Annotated in this window: 26 protein-coding genes; 6 read left to right on the forward strand and 20 right to left on the reverse strand. The window is 47.6% G+C overall.

The features are described from left to right. Positions 1–3 precede the first annotated feature (3 nt). From rho to rpiB, 8 genes are all read right to left on the reverse strand, one after another. Entirely contained in the window at positions 4–1,800 is a 1,797-nt protein-coding gene (gene rho, locus JG770_RS01845) for a transcription termination factor Rho (RefSeq protein WP_291954419.1), read from the reverse strand. Positions 1,801–1,816: 16 nt separating this feature from the next. After that, complete coding sequence (gene fsa / locus JG770_RS01850; protein WP_291954422.1) at positions 1,817–2,467, reverse strand: fructose-6-phosphate aldolase; 651 nt, start codon at positions 2,465–2,467, stop codon at positions 1,817–1,819. 41 nt (positions 2,468–2,508) lie between these two features. Continuing rightward, complete coding sequence (locus tag JG770_RS01855) at positions 2,509–3,360, reverse strand: class II fructose-1,6-bisphosphate aldolase (protein WP_291954424.1); 852 nt, start codon at positions 3,358–3,360, stop codon at positions 2,509–2,511. 84 nt (positions 3,361–3,444) lie between these two features. Next, complete coding sequence (wecB, locus tag JG770_RS01860) at positions 3,445–4,638, reverse strand: UDP-N-acetylglucosamine 2-epimerase (non-hydrolyzing) (RefSeq protein WP_291954427.1); 1,194 nt, start codon at positions 4,636–4,638, stop codon at positions 3,445–3,447. Continuing rightward, on the reverse strand, positions 4,622–5,134 hold the full coding sequence (locus JG770_RS01865) for a cytidine/deoxycytidylate deaminase family protein (RefSeq protein ID WP_291954429.1): 513 nt from the start codon (positions 5,132–5,134) through the stop codon (positions 4,622–4,624). The genes wecB and JG770_RS01865 overlap by 17 nt, the downstream gene beginning before the upstream one ends. 12 nt (positions 5,135–5,146) lie before the next feature. Further along, on the reverse strand, positions 5,147–6,430 hold the full coding sequence (locus JG770_RS01870; RefSeq protein ID WP_291954432.1) for an SLC13 family permease: 1,284 nt from the start codon (positions 6,428–6,430) through the stop codon (positions 5,147–5,149). A gap of 32 nt (positions 6,431–6,462) precedes the next feature. Continuing rightward, complete coding sequence (upp, locus tag JG770_RS01875; protein WP_291954435.1) at positions 6,463–7,095, reverse strand: uracil phosphoribosyltransferase; 633 nt, start codon at positions 7,093–7,095, stop codon at positions 6,463–6,465. Further along, positions 7,085–7,564: a ribose 5-phosphate isomerase B gene (gene rpiB, locus JG770_RS01880; protein ID WP_363320873.1), complete on the reverse strand. Its 480-nt coding sequence runs from the start codon at positions 7,562–7,564 to the stop codon at positions 7,085–7,087. Before rpiB ends, upp begins: the two co-directional genes overlap by 11 nt. 240 nt (positions 7,565–7,804) lie before the next feature. Here rpiB and JG770_RS01885 point away from each other — a divergent pair, with 240 nt between their 5' ends. The 5 genes from JG770_RS01885 (at position 7,805) to JG770_RS01905 (ending at position 12,018) form a co-directional block, all read left to right on the forward strand. After that, entirely contained in the window at positions 7,805–8,182 is a 378-nt protein-coding gene (locus tag JG770_RS01885; protein ID WP_291954438.1) for a GntR family transcriptional regulator, read from the forward strand. 48 nt (positions 8,183–8,230) lie between these two features. Further along, a complete protein-coding gene (locus tag JG770_RS01890; RefSeq protein WP_291954440.1) occupies positions 8,231–9,004 on the forward strand; it encodes an ABC transporter permease in 774 nt (257 codons plus the stop codon). Positions 9,005–9,018: 14 nt separating this feature from the next. Next, positions 9,019–10,323: a hypothetical protein gene (locus JG770_RS01895; RefSeq protein ID WP_291954443.1), complete on the forward strand. Its 1,305-nt coding sequence runs from the start codon at positions 9,019–9,021 to the stop codon at positions 10,321–10,323. A 5-nt stretch (positions 10,324–10,328) separates the two neighbouring features. Beyond that, entirely contained in the window at positions 10,329–11,033 is a 705-nt protein-coding gene (locus JG770_RS01900) for an ABC transporter ATP-binding protein (RefSeq protein ID WP_291954446.1), read from the forward strand. A gap of 328 nt (positions 11,034–11,361) precedes the next feature. Further along, positions 11,362–12,018 carry a hypothetical protein gene (locus tag JG770_RS01905; RefSeq protein ID WP_291954449.1) on the forward strand — a complete coding sequence of 219 codons (657 nt, stop codon included), beginning with the start codon at positions 11,362–11,364 and terminating at the stop codon, positions 12,016–12,018. A 2-nt stretch (positions 12,019–12,020) separates the two neighbouring features. Here JG770_RS01905 and JG770_RS01910 read toward each other — a convergent pair whose 3' ends face one another. The 10 genes from JG770_RS01910 to hcp all read right to left on the reverse strand — a co-directional run bounded on the left by JG770_RS01910 (position 12,021) and on the right by hcp (position 20,204). Then, positions 12,021–12,761, reverse strand: a complete 741-nt coding sequence (locus tag JG770_RS01910) for a ZIP family metal transporter (protein WP_291954452.1) — start codon at positions 12,759–12,761, stop codon at positions 12,021–12,023. Between the two features lie 266 nt (positions 12,762–13,027). Further along, positions 13,028–13,270: a hypothetical protein gene (locus JG770_RS01915; RefSeq protein WP_291954454.1), complete on the reverse strand. Its 243-nt coding sequence runs from the start codon at positions 13,268–13,270 to the stop codon at positions 13,028–13,030. 33 nt (positions 13,271–13,303) lie between these two features. After that, positions 13,304–13,711: a P-II family nitrogen regulator gene (locus JG770_RS01920; protein WP_291954457.1), complete on the reverse strand. Its 408-nt coding sequence runs from the start codon at positions 13,709–13,711 to the stop codon at positions 13,304–13,306. Positions 13,712–13,724: 13 nt separating this feature from the next. Continuing rightward, a complete protein-coding gene (locus JG770_RS01925) occupies positions 13,725–14,081 on the reverse strand; it encodes a hypothetical protein (RefSeq protein ID WP_291954460.1) in 357 nt (118 codons plus the stop codon). A gap of 23 nt (positions 14,082–14,104) precedes the next feature. Next, entirely contained in the window at positions 14,105–15,292 is a 1,188-nt protein-coding gene (locus JG770_RS01930; protein WP_291954464.1) for a cation:proton antiporter, read from the reverse strand. Between the two features lie 84 nt (positions 15,293–15,376). Next, a complete protein-coding gene (prfA, locus tag JG770_RS01935; RefSeq protein ID WP_291954467.1) occupies positions 15,377–16,447 on the reverse strand; it encodes a peptide chain release factor 1 in 1,071 nt (356 codons plus the stop codon). Positions 16,448–16,468: 21 nt separating this feature from the next. Further along, a complete protein-coding gene (prmC, locus tag JG770_RS01940) occupies positions 16,469–17,314 on the reverse strand; it encodes a peptide chain release factor N(5)-glutamine methyltransferase (protein ID WP_291954470.1) in 846 nt (281 codons plus the stop codon). Next, a complete protein-coding gene (locus tag JG770_RS01945) occupies positions 17,305–18,225 on the reverse strand; it encodes a DUF1385 domain-containing protein (protein WP_291954472.1) in 921 nt (306 codons plus the stop codon). The genes prmC and JG770_RS01945 overlap by 10 nt, the downstream gene beginning before the upstream one ends. An 87-nt stretch (positions 18,226–18,312) precedes the next feature. Continuing rightward, positions 18,313–18,525: a 50S ribosomal protein L31 gene (gene rpmE / locus JG770_RS01950; protein ID WP_041643755.1), complete on the reverse strand. Its 213-nt coding sequence runs from the start codon at positions 18,523–18,525 to the stop codon at positions 18,313–18,315. A gap of 119 nt (positions 18,526–18,644) precedes the next feature. After that, a complete protein-coding gene (gene hcp / locus JG770_RS01955) occupies positions 18,645–20,204 on the reverse strand; it encodes a hydroxylamine reductase (RefSeq protein WP_291954475.1) in 1,560 nt (519 codons plus the stop codon). Positions 20,205–20,304: 100 nt separating this feature from the next. Here hcp and JG770_RS01960 point away from each other — a divergent pair, with 100 nt between their 5' ends. Beyond that, positions 20,305–20,982 (forward strand): Crp/Fnr family transcriptional regulator, encoded by a 678-nt coding sequence (locus JG770_RS01960; RefSeq protein WP_291954479.1) that lies wholly within the window; start codon positions 20,305–20,307, stop codon positions 20,980–20,982. Here the strand turns inward: JG770_RS01960 and hydG are convergent. After that, a complete protein-coding gene (gene hydG / locus JG770_RS01965; protein ID WP_291954482.1) occupies positions 20,979–22,409 on the reverse strand; it encodes a [FeFe] hydrogenase H-cluster radical SAM maturase HydG in 1,431 nt (476 codons plus the stop codon). The two genes, JG770_RS01960 and hydG, sit on opposite strands and share 4 nt — an antisense overlap. Positions 22,410–22,522: 113 nt before the next feature. Further along, the gene (locus JG770_RS01970) at positions 22,523–22,768 is read right to left on the reverse strand and encodes a TM1266 family iron-only hydrogenase system putative regulator (protein ID WP_291954484.1); all 246 of its coding nucleotides are present in this window, start codon (positions 22,766–22,768) and stop codon (positions 22,523–22,525) included. Positions 22,769–23,053 lie beyond the last annotated feature (285 nt).

Below are 23,053 nucleotides of genomic sequence, written 5' to 3' on the forward strand. Positions count from 1 at the left end.
GTCTTATCTGGCTAAGATAGCCCTTTCTTCAGTGCTAAGATTGCTCAAACCGTCCTTTATCATGTCGATAAATTCTTCATTGGAAGAGGTTTTTATAAGTCGGCTTATAAGATATTCGGTCACTTCGGAAGTACCCATAGAGCTCAAAGCTTTGCGTATAGCCCATATACATTCCATTTCCTTCTGTGAAAGCAGCAATTCCTCACGACGAGTGCCGGAGCGATTTATGTCTATAGCAGGGAATATACGTTTCTCCGATAACTTGCGGTCGAGATAGATCTCCATATTGCCCGTGCCCTTGAATTCCTCGAATATAACATCATCCATGCGGCTGCCGGTCTCAATGAGCGCCGTGGCTATTATGGTAAGGCTACCGCCTTCTTCTATATTCCTGGCTGAACCGAAGAATTTCTTAGGTTTGTATAAGGCACCGGGATCCAATCCTCCGGACAGGCTTCTGCCGGTAGGCGCTATCGTAAGATTATACGCTCTGGACAGACGCGTGATGCTATCCAGCAATATAACGACGTCCTTTTTATGTTCCACCAGCCTCTTGGCCCTCTCCAGCACTATTTCCGATACCTTAGCGTGGTGCTCAGGCATTTCATCGAATGTGGAATATATGACCTCTCCTTTTATAGAACGCTTCATATCGGTAACTTCTTCAGGACGCTCGTCTATGAGCAATACTATTACGTGAATATCCGGAAAGTTTTTTGTTATGCTGTTGGCTATCTTTTTAAGCAATATAGTTTTACCGGCTTTGGGCGGCGATACTATAAGCCCACGCTGGCCTTTGCCTATAGGCGCTATAAGATCTATGAGCCTCGTAGAGAGCTCTTGCGGGTTATCATGATCCTCCAGCGTTATCCTTTCATTGGGGAAGATAGGCGTCAGTTCATCGAATGGTTTCCTCCTCAGAGCTGTTTCCGGGTCCTCACCGTTTACGCTGGTAACATAAAGAAGCGCCTGAAATTTTTCGCCTTCTTTAGCCTGCCTGGTCTTGCCTTTGACGAGATCACCTGTCCTCAAACCGAAACGCCTTATTTGAGACTGCGATATATACACGTCTTTATTGCCAGGCAGATAATTTTCAGAACGTAAAAAGCCGTAACCATCCGGCAACACCTCAAGTACCCCCTCGGCATCGCCGTATTCCAATTCCTTTAACGATTCCGGCACTCCTGCAGACCTTTGCTGATAACCGTAAGGCTGACGCTGATAATGATTTGTTTGCGTGCCTCCCCATCGGTTAAAGCGTTCGCCGTTTTGTGGCGAATTGCGGTCGATTCGACCATTAGGCCTATTATCATATCCGGATTGCTCGCGTCTAGGTTGGTCATACCTGGGTTGGTCGTACGGCGGTTGCTCACGTCTAGGTTGCTCACGGTTCGGTTGTTCATATCGCGGCTGAGCATACCTGGGTTGGTCGTATGGCGCTTGTTCGCGTCTAGGTTGCTCACGGTTCGGTTGCTCATATCGCGGCTGTTCAACCTCATCCTCATCTTCAATCTCAGGTTCAATATCCACTTCATCTTCAAGCACCGGTTCTATGGTAATATCGGCCTCGTCGATATCTTCTTCCGGCTCTGCTTGCTCTACAATCGGCTCTGATATCTCTTCTATCGAAGCTTGTTCCGGCTGCGCATTTTTATACTCCTGGCGCATTTCATCGAGTTTCTGCTTTATCATATCCAGTAACTGCTGTTTCCTATAACGAGTTACTCCTTTTACGCCTACCTGACGACCTATATCGCGTAATTCAAATATACCCTTTTCTTCTAAATTATCAAAATCCAAAAATGCATTCTCCTTCCTAAAACTTGGATTTGACGCCTTCCCAGTCCTTTAAAAACCGCTCTATGCCGATATCGGTTAAAGGATGGGAAAACATCTGCTGCAATACTTTATACGGTACGGTCGCTATATGCGAACCGGCTTTAGCAGCCTCTATAACATGCATGGGATGCCTTATGCTGGCCGCTATTATCTGTGTGGGTATATCATGGAGCAAAAATATATCGGCTATATCCTTTACGACCTGCATACCCTCATTGGCCACATCATCCAATCTCCCCACAAACGGGCTCACATATGTCGCGCCCGCTCTGGCCGCCAAAAGTGCCTGGGCTGCTGAAAATATAAGCGTAACATTGGTCTTTATGCCCTGTTGGCTCAATATCTTGACGGCCTTTAATCCTTCCGGCAGCATTGGTATTTTTATTATGACGTTCGGATGCACAGCGGCTAATTTCTTAGCCTCTTCCACCATGCCTTCATGTTGTGTGCTTATAACCTCCGCGCTTATAGGGCCATCGACTATACCACATATTTCTTTCAATACTTGCATGAAATCACGGCCCTCTTTGGCTACAAGCGACGGATTTGTGGTAACACCGCATATAACGCCCCAATCATTAGCCTCTTTTATCTCATCCACATTTGCTGTATCTATAAAAAGTTTCATCGAAAAATACCTCCTGATATTATTATTTTTTATACTTATACTTATGCTTGGCCTGAACAACCGAATAGACGCATTTTGTTTCTTACTGTTTCTACCATAGTTTCTTTGGCTGCGCCCAATATTTTACGCGGGTCATATTCTGCAGAATTATCGGCAAGAATTTCTCTTACGGCTTTGGTAAAGGATTGGCGTATCTCGGTATCGATATTTATTTTGCATACCCCTCTTTCCACAGCCTTTCGTATGCTGTCGTCGGGAACCCCTGAAGCGCCGTGAAGCACTATCGGAATATCCAACATACTTCTGATCGTAGCCAATCTGTCGAAGTCCAGCTTAGGCTCACCTTTATAAGGGCCATGAGCGGTGCCTATGGATATTGCAAGACTATCTACCCCGGTTTCTTTAGCGAATTGCACTGCTTCCTCCGGTTCCGTGTACAACGCCTCTTTCTCCGAAACGGTTATATGGTCCTCGGTACCGCCTATCTTACCCAATTCGGCTTCTACCGAAACATCTACGGCATGGGCTATCTCTACTACCTTTTTGGTTATAGCTATATTTTCTTCAAATTGATATTTTGAACCGTCTATCATCACTGAAGTGAATCCGTGACGTATACATAACATAATCAGATTAAAATCCGTGCCATGATCCAAATGCAGGGCCACAGGCACTGAAGCTTTTTGTGCGGCTAATCTGCCCATCGCTTCTATATAATCTACTCCTGCGTATTTCAATGCGGCCTGGCTGGCCTGCACTATAACCGGTGCATTTTCGATCTCGGCTGCTTGAACGATAGCTTGGAGAATCTCCATATTGCTCATATTGAATGCACCTATAGCATATCTCTTCTCGCGTGCTTTGTCAAGCATTTCTCTAGTATTTACTAACATTTGTATAATTCCTCCAATTGTATTATATATTTTTATTTATATTAATTCGGCTTTTTGCACAATGGCAAAGCCGAATTATAATTGCTATTGTAAAAAATCTGAAGAACGGTCATTGCATATATTGAACTTATATAGTATGGCTTGAACTATGCGCTCGGATGCATGTCCGTCTCCATATGGATTTATGGCGTTCGCCATGCGCTTATATTCATCGGCGTCGTCGAGCAGGCGTGATGTTTCCTTTATTACAGCGTCAGCATCGGTGCCCACTATCTTTACCGTACCGGCCTCTACCGCCTCCGGTCTTTCGGTAACATCGCGCAGTACCAATACCGGTTTGCCGAGTGATGGTGCTTCTTCCTGAAGCCCGCCCGAATCTGTCAATACGAGATAACAGCGGGCCATCAAATTATGCAGTTCCTCGGTATCCAGCGGATCCAACAGCATTATGCGTTTTACATCGCCGAGCATAGAAAATACCGTATCGCGGACAGACGGGTTTAAATGTACAGGATATACTATATGAACATCGGCATACTTTTCAACGATTTTTTTCAATGCAAGGCATATGTTCTCCAATGGCGCGCCGATATTTTCACGCCTGTGCGCCGTCACTACCAAAATGCGTTGATTTTTGAAATCTAACCTTTGGAGCTGCGGCGTTTGAAATTCATATTCGTCCTTAACGGTGGTAAGCAAAGCATCTGTAACGGTATTTCCAGTTACAAATATATTATCGGCAGATATATTCTCTTTTATCAGATTTTTTTTGGCATTAGCGGTCGGCGCAAAGTGCAGATCAGCTAAGGCAGCAGTCAGCTTTCGATTTATCTCCTCCGGAAATGGGAAATATTTATCATGTGTCCTCAGTCCAGCTTCCACATGGCCTACGGCTATATGCCTGTAAAATGCGGCAAGCGATGCGGCAAATGTGGTAGTGGTGTCTCCATGCACCAATACAAGATCAGGATTTATCTGTCCGTAAAGATCATATAACCCTTGAAGCGCTCTTACGGTTATATCGGCCAACGTTTGTCTGTCCTGCATTATATTCAGATCGAAATCAGGTTTTATATCGAACAGCCTTAAAACCTGATCCAACATCTCCCTATGTTGAGCTGTTATACACACTATATTTTCTATATAATCAGGATAACGGTCCATCTCCTTTATAAGGGGGGCCATCTTGACAGCCTCCGGCCTCGTGCCGAAAACCGACATAATTTTAAGTTTCTCCTTACGCAAAGCATCACCCTTTCTTCTAATCATCATGCTCATACTCTTCATCTTCCGAATCGGACATCGGCTCCAACCTCACTTTAACGAGATTGCCGCCTTCGAAACGGACCACATCTATACCGGCCTCGCGCAACAGATCCATGGCCAGCTCATCTGGATAATCGCCTTCGTATACTATGCGGGTTATGCCGGCGTTTATTATCATTTTAGCACATATGGCACACGGCTGCGTTGTAATGTAGATAGTGGCATCCTTTACGCTTATGCCCATCATAGCCGCCTGAGCTATGGCATTTTGCTCGGCATGTATGGCACGGCATAACTCCTGGCGCTGGCCCGACGGTATATGCATCTGCTCCCGCAGGCAGCCAACCTCATCGCAGTGCCTTACACCCGTCGGCGCACCGTTATAACCGCTGGCAAGCATGCGCTTATCTTTAACTATGATAGCGCCTACCTGCCGCCGCAAACATGTCGAACGGGTCTTTACTATTTCCACCATATTCATAAAATATTCATCCCACGATGGCCGCATCTTTATTCCTCCTCAGTACCATCCTATATAAAGCTTGAACAACAGCATGCCGTAACACACGCCCAGCACCAGCAGCGTCGGTATCACGGCTTCCTTTAGCCAGTATTTCCAGCTCACCGGCGTATCTCTACTCTTTAAGAGGCTGTATGCCACCACATTGGCCGATGCCCCTATAGGGCTCATGTTGCCGCCTATGTCCACACCCAGCGCCAGCGTCCATACCATAAGCGGCAGCGGCAGGACCCCCGCCTGCGATATGCTCTTGATAATATAGGCCATTGCCAAAGCCAGCGGTACATTGTCTACCACCGCACTGGTTATGCCGGTGCCAAAAAGTAGTAAAAATATCATGCCCACAGCGCTGTCGCCCGCCAAGGATACCAGCCACCGGGCTATCATCTCTATGGCACCCGTGGCCTCAAGACCGCCTACGATGACGAATAAGGCCATGAAAAAAAGCAGTATATCATAATCCAAATGGTCTATCACCCTGTGCGCGTGTTCGCCTAGAAACGCCAAAGCTATGGACGCCGGTAAAAGCGCAGCCACCGCCGAGTTATACTCCACGCCAAACCATGCCTTTATCGGTTCTTTGAATATCAAGCCCGCTACCGCCGCTGCGAAAGCTATAAGGCCCAACCGTAAAAGAAAGGTGCTCTTTATTGCCGATGCCGGATTCATGCTTTTCATATCCTCATTAACGGCATCCTCGCCGTCACTGGCGAATAAAGACCTGTGCGTAAAATAAAGGTAAAACATCAATACTACTATCGCTATTACCGATATAGGGCCGGTATTAGCGACAAAATCGCTGAAACCATAGCCCATTATGGTACCTATTATAACATTTGGCGGATCTCCCACCAGTGTGGCAGCACCGCCTATATTGGCAGCCATAACCTCGGCTATAACAAAAGGAACCGGATCGGTTTTAAATAACCTGCATAACCTCAATGTCAAAAGCGTCAGAAACAATGTAACCGTAACGCTGTCCATAAATGCCGCCAGCAATGCTGCCAGCACCGGAAAGGCTATAAATATCCATCTGGCTTTATAATGGAACAATCTGGCCGTCCACAACGCCATAAAAGAGAAAAATCCCGCTTCCGACAGCAATGCCACCAAAGTAAACATACCCATGAGCAGGCCTATCGTTTCCCAGTTTATATAATCTATAGCCTGCTCAAAACTCAGTATGCCGAAAACTATTAATGTCAGCGCCCCTATCATGCCGATAACCGAACGATGTATCTTCTCGCTGATAATCAGCGCATAGGTGACGACAAATATCGTCAATGCTACCCCACAATGCTCATCCCCTACAGCCTTTATTTAGTGCCGAATAATCTATCCCCCGCATCACCTAATCCCGGTACAATATAACCGTGCTCGTTTAGTTTTTCGTCTATAGCCGCCGTATATACAGGTACATCCGGATGCTGCTGATTTATGTATTCTATGCCTTCGCGCGAGGCTATAAGGCACACCAATTTGATGCTCCTGGAACCTTTCTGCTCGAGCAGCTTAATCGCTTCATCAGCCGATCCGCCTGTAGCCAGCATAGGATCGACCAGTATAACATCGCGCTCCTGTATATCTCCGGGCAGCTTGCAATAATAATCCACCGGCCTCAGTGTATCCGGATCGCGGTAAAGACCTATATGCCCCACTTTAGCGGCGGGTACCAGACGCAGTATGCCGTCGGTCATACCGAGGCCTGCCCTTAATATGGCTATGACCGCCAGCTTTTTACCCGATATGACACGGCTGCGGGCCTTGCCTACCGGTGTTTCTATCTCGACCTCCTTAAGCGGTAAATCGCGCGTGACCTCATAGGCCATAAGCATGGCTATTTCATCCAGCAATTCGCGGAATTCTTTTGAACCGGTGCTTTTATCGCGCAACAGGGTCAATTTATGTTGTATAAGAGGATGGTCCAGCACTATAACATTATTGCCCATCTAGTTTCTCCTCGCTAAGGCATCGGCCATATTTTTTATCCAATGCCGCAATCTTGTCCACGCGCCGTTTGTGCCGGCCGCCGAGAAACGCAGCCGCCAGCCATGCGTCGACTATCTCGATGGCCAATCCGGGACCGGTCACCCGCTGGCCCATGGTAAGTATATTAGCATCGTTGTGCTCCACCGACGCCTTGGCTGAAAATACGTCGCCGCACAACGCCGCGCGTATGCCTGGCACCTTGTTGGCTGCTATGGATACGCCTATGCCGGTGCCGCACACCAATATGCCTTTATCGCACTGCCCTTGCGCCACAGCAAGTGCCACCGTCTCGGCTATATCCGGATAATCCACCGATTCGGGGCTGTAACAGCCATAATCCTTATATTCTATGCCTTTTTGTTGCAAATGGTCCTTTATCTCCTCTTTGAGAGGAAATCCAGCGTGGTCGCTGCCTAAAGCAATGATCAAATAATACACCTTCCTTCGCGGTTTTACAACAGATATATTCTATAATATTTGCAATAAAAGCGCAAGGATAGCATAGAATTTCCTTCAATTCGTAATATGAATAGCGGCGCGCCTTGACTGCCTGAGCCCGAGATTATGCACTGAATTCTTTGGATTCTGCTATTCATAAAAAACATATTGACTCGCTTATGTATTAGCCATATAATACATTTATAAGATGGATTCGGAGGTGAGAGATTTGTGCTGCGGTTTGACGATATCGAGCTCAACAACAGGGAGCCGGTTTATATGCAGATCGCTATGTATGTCAAACGCCAAATATTGCTCAAGAAGGTCGCAGATGGAGAACAGCTTCCGTCGCGGCGGGAGGTTGCCGCACAGTTGAGTATAAACCCGAACACCGTTCAAAAGGCGTATAAGCTGATGGAGGACGAAGGGTTCGTCACAACCAGCGGCAATCAGCGCAGCATACTCCACATAGACGAACTTATATTCTCGAGGATCGATGATCAGCTTACACGGGACATGATAAAAGGGTTTATAAAATCGGCCAAGGGGATAAACCTGTCCTTCAAAAGGGTTGTCGATCTGATAAGCGAATTATGGGGAGATGAATGACATTCTTCAAGAGCGTATCATATATATAATACATGGGGGTGTTAATAGGTGAAGCATTTTTATAGACTGTTGAATTATGAATTCTCCAGACTTTTTGCTTCGGCCGCCTTGCTCTACTTCGGCGTTATAGCGACGCCTCTGGTGTTTCTCAACATCGCGGCCAAAAAAAGCGGCAATATATATGGAAGGTTTGAGGATTTATATGCCGATTCAGGCTCAATAATCATCTTTGCCGTATTCTTTGCCATACTATGTGGTATTTTCATAAAGAACATCTATTCCGATTATTGGGGAAGCAAAGGGATATATACCTTATTATCGCTGCCGATCAAAAGGGAATACATATATTTCAGCAAGCTTATCGCTTTCTTCATAGTATCCATAGGCTTTATAGGAGCCCAGCTTGTCGGCTACATGATAGCATATCGGTTTTTTGCTCCGGATATTATATATGATTCGGCAGGAATGACCATCCCCAGAGAGATGCATAACGGTTTGTTTCTAAGCTTTATACGCTCGGACTTTATGCGGCTGTTTCTCCCGGCAGGTCATGAAAGCATCGTTTCATCATTGGCGGCATTGACAGCCGTGGTTTGCGCCGTATATTACGGTGCCCTGTGCGAACGCTCGAGGAGATACTGGGGTTATATATTTATAGTCTTTGCTGCAGGATTGATAATATATACGTTTAATTATCGGATGCAGGCATTATACTACAGCGAATACATCAATATGTATCCATATAGCGCGGTATTGTTTCTATTAAGCGGCTTTTTCATATGGCATGGTATCAGGCTGGTAAAAAGCGGCGCCGTTGCATGAAGGGGGATTGTATCATGGCAGTATTATTGAAAAGGCATATGGCCATAATCGCGGCTTTTGTATCGGTGACAGTGGTTCTTTCGGTTTATTCGCATATATATGCTTCAGCGGGTCGGGCTACGGTTTATATCGAGGATATATACGGCGACCAGGCTGAACTCAACGGCATAACGGTGAACGGCGTGCTGCAGGACCGCTATCACAGGCTCATATTCGATGTGAAGGACGGAGAAACTAAAACCCGCACCGAATACAATCAGCATTATAAAGATATTATTCCGCCATACTATAATGTTAACTATAATGCTAAGATGTTCGACGGGATACAATATACATACGAGTTAGAACCAGGCTGGAAGATGAAAGTTATGATCTCCTATTTCGATCTCAGGAGTATGGATCAAGAGAATTGGATGAATTACAGCCTGGATTTTACAACGGATGTAATAGGCCCGGGCGGAAACCAATATTCGCTGACCAACGATACCGGATATGCTATGGCAAGTACGGGGGGCAAGATTTATTTCACGGTTCCGACCACGCGCGAGTACACAGGAACGAACGGGATATACGAGATTGTCAAATTTTACAGTATGAGCGATCGGCTGCTTATGGAAGCAAATAATCTCACTTCACCCAAGGATGCTGTCCGGACGGTAACCACCTTCAGCCTTGACGGCAATAAAGACGGCGGGCCGACCATCGAGGTGCTGGGCCTTGAAGCCGCCGGAGACAAGCTTGCTTTGATATTAGCTATAGACGGCATGCTGGTAGTACGCACATACGACCCGAAAAGCGGCGCCATGCTCGGCGAGGTCGCGTTGGATGATTTCAGATTGGTTGAGTACAGAGAAGGGTCTGAGGACCGCGCAAAAGCGTATTACCCTCCATATCACGCCTTCTCTGACAATAGATCCCTTAATCTGTGTTTCAGGAGCAGCGCATCGACACAGGATGCGGATGTGTTTGCCATATTGAGCTTTGATGTTTCGGAAGGGATCACCCTTGAAAGCAATATCGAAGAGCGTTATACCGAAGGCGAGCCGGAACGGTTTTGGGATATAACCGCAAAAAACGGCAAATTGTATGTTGTTGTGCTTTTAAGGGAACGCAGAGGACAAAGTTTCGTGACGTATGATGTGCTGTTCCCCAAGAGGCTGCTCCTTTATGCCTATAAAGCCGGGACCTTGGTCTACAAAGGGGAACTCGTCACCGACATGGACGATGATGTGGCCCTTGAGCGACAAAGGAATATATCGGGCGACTTTATCTATGACGTACCGCGTTACAGGCATTTCGCGGACGTGGAATTAAGGTGATAGGCATGATAGAATTAAAGAACGTTGCCAAAAACTACGGGCTTAGTGCCCTCGGCCTTTATAGTGAAAGCGCAATCATAAATACCGGTGAGATAGTAGGGATCCTGGGCGAGAACGGCTCGGGCAAAACCACCATGCTCAAGGCCATAATGGGGTTATGCGATATACAGTACGGGGAGATACTGATCGACGGCAGGCCCGTTTTCGAGCAATATGACAGGATGGCTTTCATAACCTGCGAAGGGAGCTACTTTCCCAACATGACGCCTTATGAATATGGGAATTTTTTGGCCGAATTTTTCCCGTCCTTCGATATGGATCGCTACTGGAATCTCATTAAGTTCTTCGATCTCGATTATTTGAAGAAGATCAAAACCTTCTCGGCCGGGCAGAAAGCAAAGCTTGAGGTGTCGGCGGGGTTTTCCAAAGGGGCGAAATACATCCTCATGGACGAGCCGTTTCTCGGCAGCGATATGTTCACAAGGCGGGATTTCTTAAAGCTGTTGGTATCGGATTTCAGGGAGGATGAAACCATACTTATATCCACGCATTTCATAGATGAGATAGAGAATATAATCGACAGGGCCATAATCTTAAGGTATGGCAGGATAAAGGCCGATTTTTATATCGATGACATAAAGAATCAAGGTAAAACACTCGCCGATATAATGACGGAGGTAAAAAAAGTTCTTAGCAAGAGCAAGACATGAAGTCCTATCCAACCGCTATGCCCAGGTGAGCAGAGTTGCTGAACAGCAATCTTTGATTGCGTAGCAGTTCAGCTTCACAGCCATGGAGAAGTGTATATGTCAAGCCTATAGCGGGCGTAGGCTTTACATCGTTGCAGGCACTGACTTGCCATATTACAAATTGAAGAACCTATCTTAGGCTTTAAAATAGTCGTTCTCCTGAGATGATTGTATGCCATGGCCTTATATTTTGCAATTTATCACATAATAAACGGCCACGGCATATTTTATAAATAGATTATATCCTTTGATTTTAAAAATAAAGGGTAAATTCAGGAGGTTAAAATCTATGTTTTATCCACCATATTCTCCGGGATATCCCGGTCAAAATCCATGCTATCCCAGCCCCGGCATGCCCTATCCGCCATGCGGCGATCAGCGCCGGCTCATGATGCAGGCGATGGATATATTTATGCGCAACGAACCGCTAATGAAACAGATGCACGAGAAAATACACGCCATGGTGCAAAAGCCTGAATTGGCCAACGATGCCACTTTCCAGGATATGATGATGCACTTCAGGGAAATGGGCGATTACGGCAATAAAACCGCCGGCTACATTGCCGCGCTGCTATGCAAATCTTCGGGCGGTTATATGCCACCCAGTGATTGGTATTATCCTCCCATGCCGACTCATGATTGCTCGCACATGTGCATAGACGAGATGATGAAAAACTATGTGCAACCGATGGACGAACATCATCAAGCCGTTAAAGCTGATATAGAAAGCTTGAAAGCCAACCCTCGCTTTTCTCAAAACAGCGATTTTATGGAGTTCGTATCTCTATTCGAGCAACATGACGCGCTCAGCCAACAGCTCATGAATATACTCAATCAGCTGGCGGGCGGGACGATGCCGCCTATGTACCCTCCTCCGGGAGCGATGCCACCCAACAATATGCCACCAATGTATCCGCCGTCCGACATGGGTTATATGGGGTATTGAGATTATATTACAGATGATATCACTATACCCAGTATGATGCCCGCTATGGTGCCCATGCTGGGTATTCTGCCTCTATACAGCTTGCTTGACTCGGGCAGCAGTTCGCTGCACGTTATATAGAGCATGGCGCCGCCGGCAAATCCGAGACATACAGCTATAAATGTAGGCGACATCTCGCCGAGATAATATCCTGCTATGGCACCTATGCCCGTCGGTACGCCGGCCAACACTGTGCTTGCAAATACCAGACGCTTCGATATGCCGCCCATCATCATCGGTGTGGCCATGGCTATCCCTTCGGGTATATCATGGAGCGCTATTATCATGCTTAACGCCAATCCGTACCGCTCATATACTGTAAAACCCGAACCTATGGCTATACCCTCGGGCAGATTATGCACTGCTATGCCTATGCCTAATAGTACGCCGGCTTTCAAATAGCCCGAACGCACATCGCTTATATCTGTCCTTAACGCTTTGGGCATAAAACCGTCGAGTATGACTATAAGGCCGACGCCGAGCAGCAAGCCGGCCAATCCTTGGCCAAGCCCTCCTATACTGAAGGCTTCGGGCAACAGGTCGAACGTTACCACCGCTATCATAAGGCCACTGGAAAAGTTCATTATGGTACTCAAAAAGCGCGGGCTGGGGTGCCTGAACAGCAAGGTTATAGCCCCTCCCAATCCGGTGCCTATTATGCCTGCCGAGCACCCTATAATGCTGTACAGCAATATATTGTTCATATATGACCTCGTTTTTATTTATATTCAGCTTATATGCGAGAATCTCACTGTACAATATATTAGCATCATAGAGCATATATGATATTATGCCAGATTAGTGAACTATATCGCCAATAAATCGGCGGGTTTCGGATTCAAGATGAAACGATGTCCATTCTGTCGGTATATCTCAGACGTGCCCAAGCTAATCCTACACAGATACTTCTTCAGTATATTGTACACCCCAGCGCAATCTGCATTGTGTTCTTTACCCTCACTACATGCCCCTATATGGCACCGTATAAGCTAGACAACTCCTCTACATCCCACATTGTTAATATAAACCTGCTTATTATCTTATTATTCGCAACGTAAAATATGAGCTTTACATCCCACGTTGTTAATATAAACCCAACCGCTATCGGGAGTACTATAAATGCCTCTATACTGGCTTTTGTGGTATCCTTACAAATCTGTTCTTTTATTAATTTTTGCAGCAAGGTAGCAATTGTAGTTGTGCGCTTAAGCAAATAATAAAAAAACCGGCCAATGCCGGTTGTGGATCAATAGTATTCGCTTTCATACTGTTTCTGTATAATATTGCGGCGCTCGCGCCGGTCTATATGACGCTCCAGCTCACCGCCCTTGAACTTCACTACCGGCAGGACAAACATAATACCCGTATCCGGTCTGTTCATATCTCCAAGCACCTTCGACACTGCCGCCATAGCATCGTTTACCTGCTCTTCGCGTTCTATAACCGAAAATATAGTTTTACTGACTCCATAATTCCCCTCCATGCTGCGCATGAAGCTGCCTATAATGGGCATACTGGAGAATTCCTCTTTCATCATGCTGCCGGCCCCTACCGAATCTATAACGGTCGCACCGCGCACGCCAACATCTTTTAGTGCCGCCAATACCTTTTTCAGCTTATCCACATTATTTAACACTATGAACAACACATACATAAATCCTTCCCCCTCACTTACCCACAGCCTTTACCACCGGTACATAAAACATTATGCCGGTACCAGGCCTTGCCATATCGCCTACAACGCTCTCTACGGTTTCCATGGCCTGTTGAGCCTTCTCCTCATCCTCTACAAGCATTATCAACGTCTTGTTGTATATTATACCGCTGTCATCGTCAGCCATGCTCATACTGCCCACCACTACCGGCACATTATAGCTGGCAAATGTATTCGGGCTGTAAAAATTAATGTATTGATTGGCGCTTATACTGTCTATTACGGTACAGCTCAATCCCATATCTTCTACGGCTTTCAGCACATCTTTAAGATATTCGGTTCTATTGAGCACAATAAACAAAGCCAACATAAAGCTCCCTCTTTCTCATACAATTAATGGGCTGCGTTCCCGGCAGCTATCGCCGGTTTCTCTTTGAATGATATCTTCAACAGCGGCGGCGTGACCAATGTGCTTATTAATATCATCATTATTATAGCCGCATACACATCAGGTCCTATAATGCCCATGCTCTCGCCTAAAGATGCCACTATAAGGCCGACCTCGCCGCGCGACATCATGCCTATGCCCACCTGCAGTGATTCTCTAGTATTGAATCCCGATATTTTAGCGCCTACCCCGCAGCCGACAATTTTGCCTATCAAAGCGGCCAATGTCAAAAGCGAACCGAATACTAATACGTCGCCCAATAATCTGACATTCACGCCTAATCCTATGTTTATAAAAAATATGGGGGTAAAAAGATTATAGGCGAGGATTTGAGTGCCGTTGGATATGCGGTTTTTATAAGGTGTGGCCGACAATATGAGGCCGGCTATATATGCGCCGGTAATGGCCGCCACTCCCACATACTCGGCAAAAAAGCCAAATATGAATGTGAATATCAAAGCCAGCGTCAGCAGCGATTCGCCTATGCGTATCCTGCTCAAGACCAGTCTTGTAACCAATCTGTAGAGTATAATGCCTACTACCACTGCTCCAGCAAAAAACAATGCTATCTTGCCCAGCAGCAACCATATATTCTCTGTTGCTCCGGGGCGCACCATTCCAGCTACTACAGATAACAGTATAATACCCAGCACATCGTCTATAACAGCCGCTCCCAGTATGGCCACGCCCTGTTTGGTCTTGAGCTTGCCTATCTCGCGCAGCACCTGCACCGTTATGCTGACGCTGGTAGCCGTCAATATGACGCCTATGAAAATAGCGGTCATCATGTCCATGCCCTCCATCATAGACACCAAGGCTCCAAGCACCAGCGGTACCACTACGCCTATAGACGCTATTATCATAGATGCCTTACCCGAATCCCTCAACTCATTGAGATCGGTCTCCACGCCTGCTATAAACATGAGCAGCATTACACCTATATTAGCAAACTCCTCTATCAGCGTCGTGTCTGATGTTATAAAGCTTATGTTTAAAAGCGACGGCCCTATTATTATACCTATAATGATCTGCCCCAGTACGCTGGGCTGATCCACCTTCCTTGATATATAAGCCCCTATCAGTCCAGCTATCAGTAGTATAGCCAGTTGTAAGAGATACGTTGCGCTCTCCACGATTTTCTCCTCTCTCGTATAAATTTTCTGGAGCCATCATCATCGACAGCTAATTTGCTCATGCCTCGTCGCATGTGGCAGCCATCAAACAGCCGCTTGAGACAGGCGCTCGGCCTGATCAGCCGTTATAAGGGCGTCTATCATCTCGTCCATATCACCGTTCAAGAAAGCCTCGAGCTGGTATATGGTAAGCCCTATGCGGTGATCGGTTACCCTGCCCTGCGGGAAATTGTATGTGCGTATGCGCTCGCTGCGGTCGCCGGTACCGACCTGACTGCGCCTGGTCTGAGCCAATTGGGCATCCTGCTCGGCTTGAGCTATGGCCAACAGGCGCGACTTCAAAACGCGCATAGCCTTATCCTTATTTTTAAGCTGCGACTTCTCATCCTGGCACGTTACCACTATACCAGTCGGTATATGCGTTATGCGCACGGCCGAATCGGTGGTATTTACGCTTTGGCCTCCATGCCCGGTAGAGCGATATACGTCTATGCGCAGATCGTTGGGATTTATTTCCACTTCTACCTCTTCGGCCTCCGGCAACACAGCCACCGTTGCAGTAGACGTATGAATACGCCCTCCGGCCTCGGTAACCGGCACGCGTTGCACGCGGTGCACGCCGCTCTCATACTTGAGCCTGCTGTATGCGCCCTTACCCTCCACGGCAAATACTATCTCCTTTATGCCGCCCAGGTCGGTATAGTTGGAATCCATCACTTCTATCTTCCATCCGCGGCTCTCGGCATACAGCGAATACATCCTGAACAGGTTGGCAGCAAAAAGCGCTGCTTCCTCGCCACCAGCGCCGGCCCTTATCTCCATTATGACGTTGCGATCATCGTTGGGATCTCTGGGCAGCAGCAAGCGCTTTAATTCTTCTTCTAGTTTATCTTGGCGCTCTTTAAGCTCATCCATCTCCTGCTGAGCCAATTCCTTCAATTCGGCATCGCTGGTTTCCTTAATCATGGCCAGCACATCGTCCCTTTGCCTTACCACTTCTTTGTATTCCCTATATTTGGTTACTATTGGCTCCAGATCGGAATGCTCTTTGACCAGCTTTCGCCACACATCCTGCTGAGAAATAACCTCAGGATCGGACATCTTAACGCTCAGCTGTTCATATCGCTCCTCAATATTATCCAGTCTATCCAGCAATCTATATCACATCCTCATATACTACTTCCATTTATACGCCAACACTATGCGGTCCATGCCGGCAAAATCCTTGAGCACCCGCACATCCTTAAAATCGCATTTTCTCAAAATATCGCTCACTGCCCGCCCTTGGTCATAGCCTATCTCCAATGCTAAAAAACCATGCGGTTTTAGCAGCTCACCGGCATGGCATAACTTGCGGTAAAAATCCAATCCATCTTGGCCGCCATTTAACGCCAGCTCAGGCTCGGAACGCACCTCAGGCGCCAGCTCCATTAAATCGTTCCGAGCTATATACGGCGGATTGGACACTATTATATCGAAAGCCATGCCCTTGACGGGTTCAAAAAGATCGCCTTCCAGCAATGCCACGCGCTGTTGCAAGCCGTATTTTTCCACGTTTATGCGCGCCACAGCCAAGGCATCCAGTGATATATCCACTGCCCACACGCGGCAGCCGCTCATATACCTGGCCAGAGCTATGGCTATGGCACCGCTACCCGTGCCTATATCCAATATCTGCGGAGGTTCCGGCATCCCTTTAGCCTCCTGCACAACGGCCTCCACTAATAATTCCGTTTCGGGACGCGGTATGAGCACGCGCTCATCCACGTAAAGCTCCATATCCATAAACCACGCTTTACGCAATATATATTGCAGGGGCATCCTGGCGCAGCGCTGTTCTATCCATTGTTGGAATACCATCTCCTGTTCGGGCAAAAGCGCGCGATTTCTGTCGAGATATAATGCGCTGCGATTCATGCCTAGGAGCTCCTGCAGCAATATCTCCACATCCCTGGCTGCCGTATCTATGCCGCTCTCCCGCAGCATATGTCCGCCCCATTCGAGCGCTCGAGCTACATCCATACATCCCCTTCTGCCACAGCATTGAACGCTGCTATGGCCACCTCCAACTGCTGATCGTCAGGCTGACGCGTGGTAAGCTTTTGGAGCATAAGCCCCGGCCAGCTTATTATGCGTACGATCAATGCATCGCTGCTGCCCGCCCAGCGTATCAATTCATAGGCCAATCCGGCCACCACCGGCAGCAAAAGCAGGCGCCCTACGGTACGCCACAATATATTGCCCCAGCCGAGGAAAGCAAACAATACTATGCTCACCACCATCACCAACAACAGAAAATTAGTACCGCAACGCGGGTGCAAGGTGGTATATTTGCTGGCATTCTCCACTGTAAGCTCCTCTTCATGCTCGAAGCAATGTATAACCTTATGCTCGGCTCCATGATACTCGAATACGCGTTGTATATCCTTCATGCGCGTAACCAGCAGCATATAGCTCAAAAACAAGGCAATGCGTATAACGCCTTCTATAAGGTTCAATAACAGCGGGCTGGTTATGGCCTGCTCCAGCAAACCGGCAGCATACGTGGGCAGCAATACGAATAACGCCACGGCCAATATAACCGCTATGATCACAGCGAAGGCTATGCCTATATCGTCGACGCTCATACCGGTTTTTTCCGATAAAAAACGTTCAAAGCGCGACGGCTTATACTCTTCTTCCATGCCTTCACCGTATATTTTGGCCGAATCGGTCAACGACGTCATGCCGGTTACAAGCGAATCCACAAACGATGCCATGCCCCTTATTATGGGCAATTTCAGCAACGGATGGCGTTGCGATAAGGGCACTGACGGTTTTTTTACCACCTCTATGGTGCCATCGCTCTTTCTTATCGCCATGGCCATGCTGTGCGGGCCTTTCATCATAACGCCCTCTATGACGGCTTGCCCACCTATTTTGGTCTTTTTCAAAGAGGTCTACCTTCTCCCCATGTTCACTAACAAAATAATATTAAGAAAGGCTAGAGAAAGGATCTCTAACCTATCATACCGTCAGACCTACTGGTCTTCCTTCAAGCCGTATCTTTGCCTGAAACGCTCGACACGGCCACCTGTATCCACCAACTTCTGTTTGCCGGTAAAGAACGGATGGCACTGCGAACACATCTCCACATGTATCTCCTTTTTGGTGGAACCTGTTGTAAATGTATTGCCGCAAGCGCATATCACCTTTGCATCCTTATAATAAGTTGGATGTATATTCTCTTTCATCATATATCACCTCCAGAATCAGCCTCATTATTATAGCACAAGTCGATGAACAATATCAATGGTTATGCGCATAAAAAAAGAACCGGCTTTGTGTCGGTTCTCTTTTACTTCATTCCTAATCAGCCTAGTATCGCTTTAAGGTCCTCTTCCGGTGTGGTGATAGGCTTTATGCCGAAGTTATCGACCAAAACCTGCAGCACATTGGGCGACAAGAAGGCCGGCAGCGTCGGGCCGAGCCTGATATTTTTAACACCAAGCGCCAACAATGAAAGAAGTATGCATACCGCCTTTTGCTCATACCATGACAGCACAATCGAAAGCGGCAAATCGTTTACGCCCACGCCAAAGGCTTCGGACAAGGCAAGCGCCACTTTTACGGCACTGTATGCGTCGTTGCACTGCCCCATATCCATGATGCGCGGCAAGCCGTCTATCTCGCCGGCGTCGATATCGTTGAAGCGGAATTTGCCGCACGCCAACGTAAGCACCACGCTGTCTTGCGGCGTCTGCTTTACAAATTCGGTGTAATAATTCCTGCCCGGGCGTGCGCCATCGCACCCGCCGACCAGAAAGATGTGTTTTATAGAACCGGAATTCACGGCATCTATAACCTTGTCGGCCACCGAAAGCACCGCATTGTGGGCAAATCCGGTGGTCAAGACATCGCCGCCGTTTATGCCGGTCATCCTCTTATCCTCGGGATAGCCGCCTAGTTCGATGGCTTTGTCTATGAGCTGTGAAAAGTCCTTATAACCGTCCTCATCCTCGGTTATATGCACCGCGCCCGGATATGCCACCACCGACGTCGTAAATACCCTGTCTTTATAGTTATCCTTGGGTGGCATCAAACAATTAGTGGTAAACAGCACAGGCGCAGGCAGATCCTTGAATTCCTTCTGCTGATTTTGCCATGCCGTCCCGAAATGCCCTTTCAAGTGGGGATATTTATGCAATTCGGGATACGCATGAGCCGGCAGCATCTCGCCGTGCGTATAGATATTTATGCCCTTATCCTTGGTCTGCTCGAGCAACAAATACAGGTCGTGGAGATCATGGCCGGTGACGACTATAAACGGCCCCTTCTCGATGTTATAAGTAACCTTAACAGGCGAAGGATTGCCATAAGCGCTGGTATTAGCCTCGTCAAGCAGTTCCATGCACCTGAAATTTATCTTTCCGAATTCCATCAGCAGGCCCAGCCATTCATCTGTTGAATGCTCGTTTGCAAGCTCCGAAAGCCCTTTGTAGAACCATCCGGTCACCTCATCATCGGTCTTGCCGAGTATGCGCGCATGATGGGCATAGGCCGCCATGCCTCTCATGCCGAAAAGCAGCGTCGAGCGCAGCGATACTATATCGGTATCGCCCTCAAAAAGCGGCCTGTCAAACGGCTGCCCCCCAAGCCTCTCCCTTTCGGCTTTTATCTCGTCCTTTAAGTAGGAAACGGTCTGCTGATCGAAGTTAACATTAGTAACAGTAGTAAACAAGCCGTCAACAATCAGCTCATCGGCTTTTTTGGTGCGGCCGGCAGACAACGCCGCGCGGGCAAGCGCTATCATCTCGCGCGTAAGGTCGTCCTGAGCCGCCGCCGTAACGGCATCCTTTCCGCATACGCCTACATTACGGCAGCCTTTACCGCCGGATGTCTGCTCGCACTGAAAGCAAAACATATTTGACATATTCTGTTCCTCCAAATTTCCTCTTGATTTCGTACTGTTATTATAATATATTTTAACTATAACTTCGGTTGCCATAGCAACAAAATAGAAGGAATAGAATATGATAAGTTCATTAAATATAAAATCTCCGCTGTTTGAGGGTATTGGGGACGATGATCTCGACTCAATGCTTTGCTGCATTGGCGCAAATATAGCATCGTTCGCCCGCGGAGCCAATATAGTATGCACCGGTGATGAAATCTCGAACATAGGCGTCGTATTGTCCGGCGAAGTGCATGTTTCCAAGGATGATGTTTTCGGCCGGCGACAGATAATGGCAAATCTGAAGCCCGGCGATACGTTCAGCGAGGTATTCGTCTGCTCCGGCATAGAGGAAAGCCCCGTTACGGTGACTGCCGCAACAAACGCCGATATACTTTTTATCGATTATGCCTCCTCTATAAAAAGGTGCACCAAATCATGCACATTCCATACAAAGCTGATAGAAAATATGCTCAGCATTTTAGCGCAGAAAAATATCGCGCTCAGCACAAAAATCGATTATCTGTCGACAAAAAGCCTGCGCAGCCGTATTGCGGCCTACCTGCTCAATGAAAGCAGAAAGCAGGCCAGTGATCTGTTCTGCATACCGTTCAGCAGAAACGGCCTGGCCGAATACCTCGGAGCAGATCGCAGCGCCCTCTCGCGCGAGCTCAGTCGTATGAAGGCTGACGGCCTTATCGAGTATTGGAAAAACAGCTTTAAGATTATCGACAAAGATGGTCTGCGAAGGGTTTAGAAGTACAAATCGCGCTGACCCTGCTCTATGAGCTTAAGGCGTTCCTTTGTGATCTCGCGTATGCGGTCTTTGCCTATATCCTTCAGATGCTGCTCGATGGCCTTCTCCCCTATCGCCTTTGTCTGCGGCGACGCGTAATCTTCAAGGTATTCCTTGAATGTCAATATGGCGTTGGGCAGGCATACATTGTGTATATTGCCCGACTTGGCAAAGCTCATAAAGCGGTCTCCAACGCGCCCTTTCCTGTAACAGGCCGTGCAGTAGCTCGGTATATACCCGCTCTCGCATAACGTGCGTATTATCTCATCGGGACTGCGCAGGTCTTGTACCTCGAATTGGGCAGTATTCTCTTTTTCTTCGTGCGGCCGGCCGCTCAGGAATTCCTCCCATTCATCCTTATAGCCGCCCACACCGGTACATGAACCGGCGCTTATCTGCGATATGCCGACCGATATAACATCATCGCGATAACCCGGGCGCTCGCGCGTCGTAAGTATCATACCGGTATATGGCACCGCCAGGCGTATAACGGCCACTATCTTTTTAAAGTCGCGGTCAGACACCAGATAAGGGAATTCGTTCATCGTGACGCTTTCGGCTGCCCTCAGCCTCGGCATCGATATGGTATGCGGCCCGGCACCGTAGGTGCTGTCGAGGTGCATGGCATGATACAGCAAACCCATTACCTCAAAGTGATAATCGTACAGTCCGAACAACACGCCTATCCCAACATCGTCTATATCCCCCTGCATAGCCCTGTCCATAGCCGTGGTATGATAATCATAATCGGACTTGGGACCGGCCGGATGCATCAGCTTATACGTCGGACGGTGATAGGTCTCCTGAAACAGCACATATGTGCCTATACCGGCCGCCTTGAGTTTGCGGTAATTCTCCACCGTAGTGGCGGCTATATTCACATTCACGCGCCGTATAGCGCCGTTATCCTGCTGCACCGAATATATGGTCTTTATAGCATCCAACACATAATCTATGGGACAATTCACCGGATCCTCGCCGGTCTCCAATGCCAGGCGCTTGTGCCCCATAGCCTCCAAAGCCCGCACCTCGTCGGCTATCTCCTCCATCGTCAGCTTTTTGCGCGCTATGTCGCTGCCGTAGTGATAACCGCAGTAACGGCACTTATTAACGCAATAGTTGCTTAGATAAAGCGGCGCGAACAATACCAGCCGTTTGCCGTATATGCGCTCTTTTACCTCGCGAGCCGTCTTGTATATGCCCTCGAGCAGCTCATCGTCGTCCACATATAGCAGCGCCGCTACCTCTTCGGGATCCAGCCCCTTGGCCAAAGCCGCCTTGTCTATTATGCGCTCCACATCCGCTTTGGTGGCCTTCCTGCCTTTCTCCAACGTACGGTTTATAGTATCCTCATCTATAAAGTCCGCCTTCATCCTTTCTTCTACCATAAAGCATCCTTCTTTCTAAAATAAAAACCTGTCCCGCCTAAGATGCAGAACAGGTTCTATGTACCCCCTCTGACCTCAGGCTCAAGCCCTTGATCTCAGCATTCAAATATATTCTATTTTGTCAAAGCCGATTTTACATTTACACCCGGCAAAGCGCCCAGCTGACCGGTCAACGAACCTATTTCATCGGTCGTGCCGTCCACTATAAGGGATATGACCGACAGTCCGCGCTCTTTATAGGGTATACCCATACGCCCCACTATTATATCAGCGTGCCGGCTGAGTATGTCATTCAGCTTAGCCGCCACCTCTTCCCTATGCTCGACCACTATGCCTATAACGCCTATTCTATTTTCCACGCCGCCACCTCCGGTTCTTTCTTTATGTTAATATTTTAACATACTATGGCCCAAAAAACAAGAGCGAATCTGCGAGTTGCGCCATGTGAATGAAACGCGTGATATAAAGCGATGCAAACGATATAAAGCCGGAGAACGCCTTGAAATATTGCGTTAGCTTGCTCAAGCGAAATGAATTGTAAGTATGCAATCATTACGTGATATAAGGCTGGATATATATGCTGAGCGGGCTTTTGAAGCGTAGGACCACAGCAATCTTTGATTGCGTAGTGGTCCAGCTTCACA

The sequence above is a fragment of the Mahella sp. genome, assembly GCF_020054945.1.
In the GTDB taxonomy this organism is placed as follows: Bacteria; Bacillota; Clostridia; order Mahellales; family Mahellaceae; genus Mahella.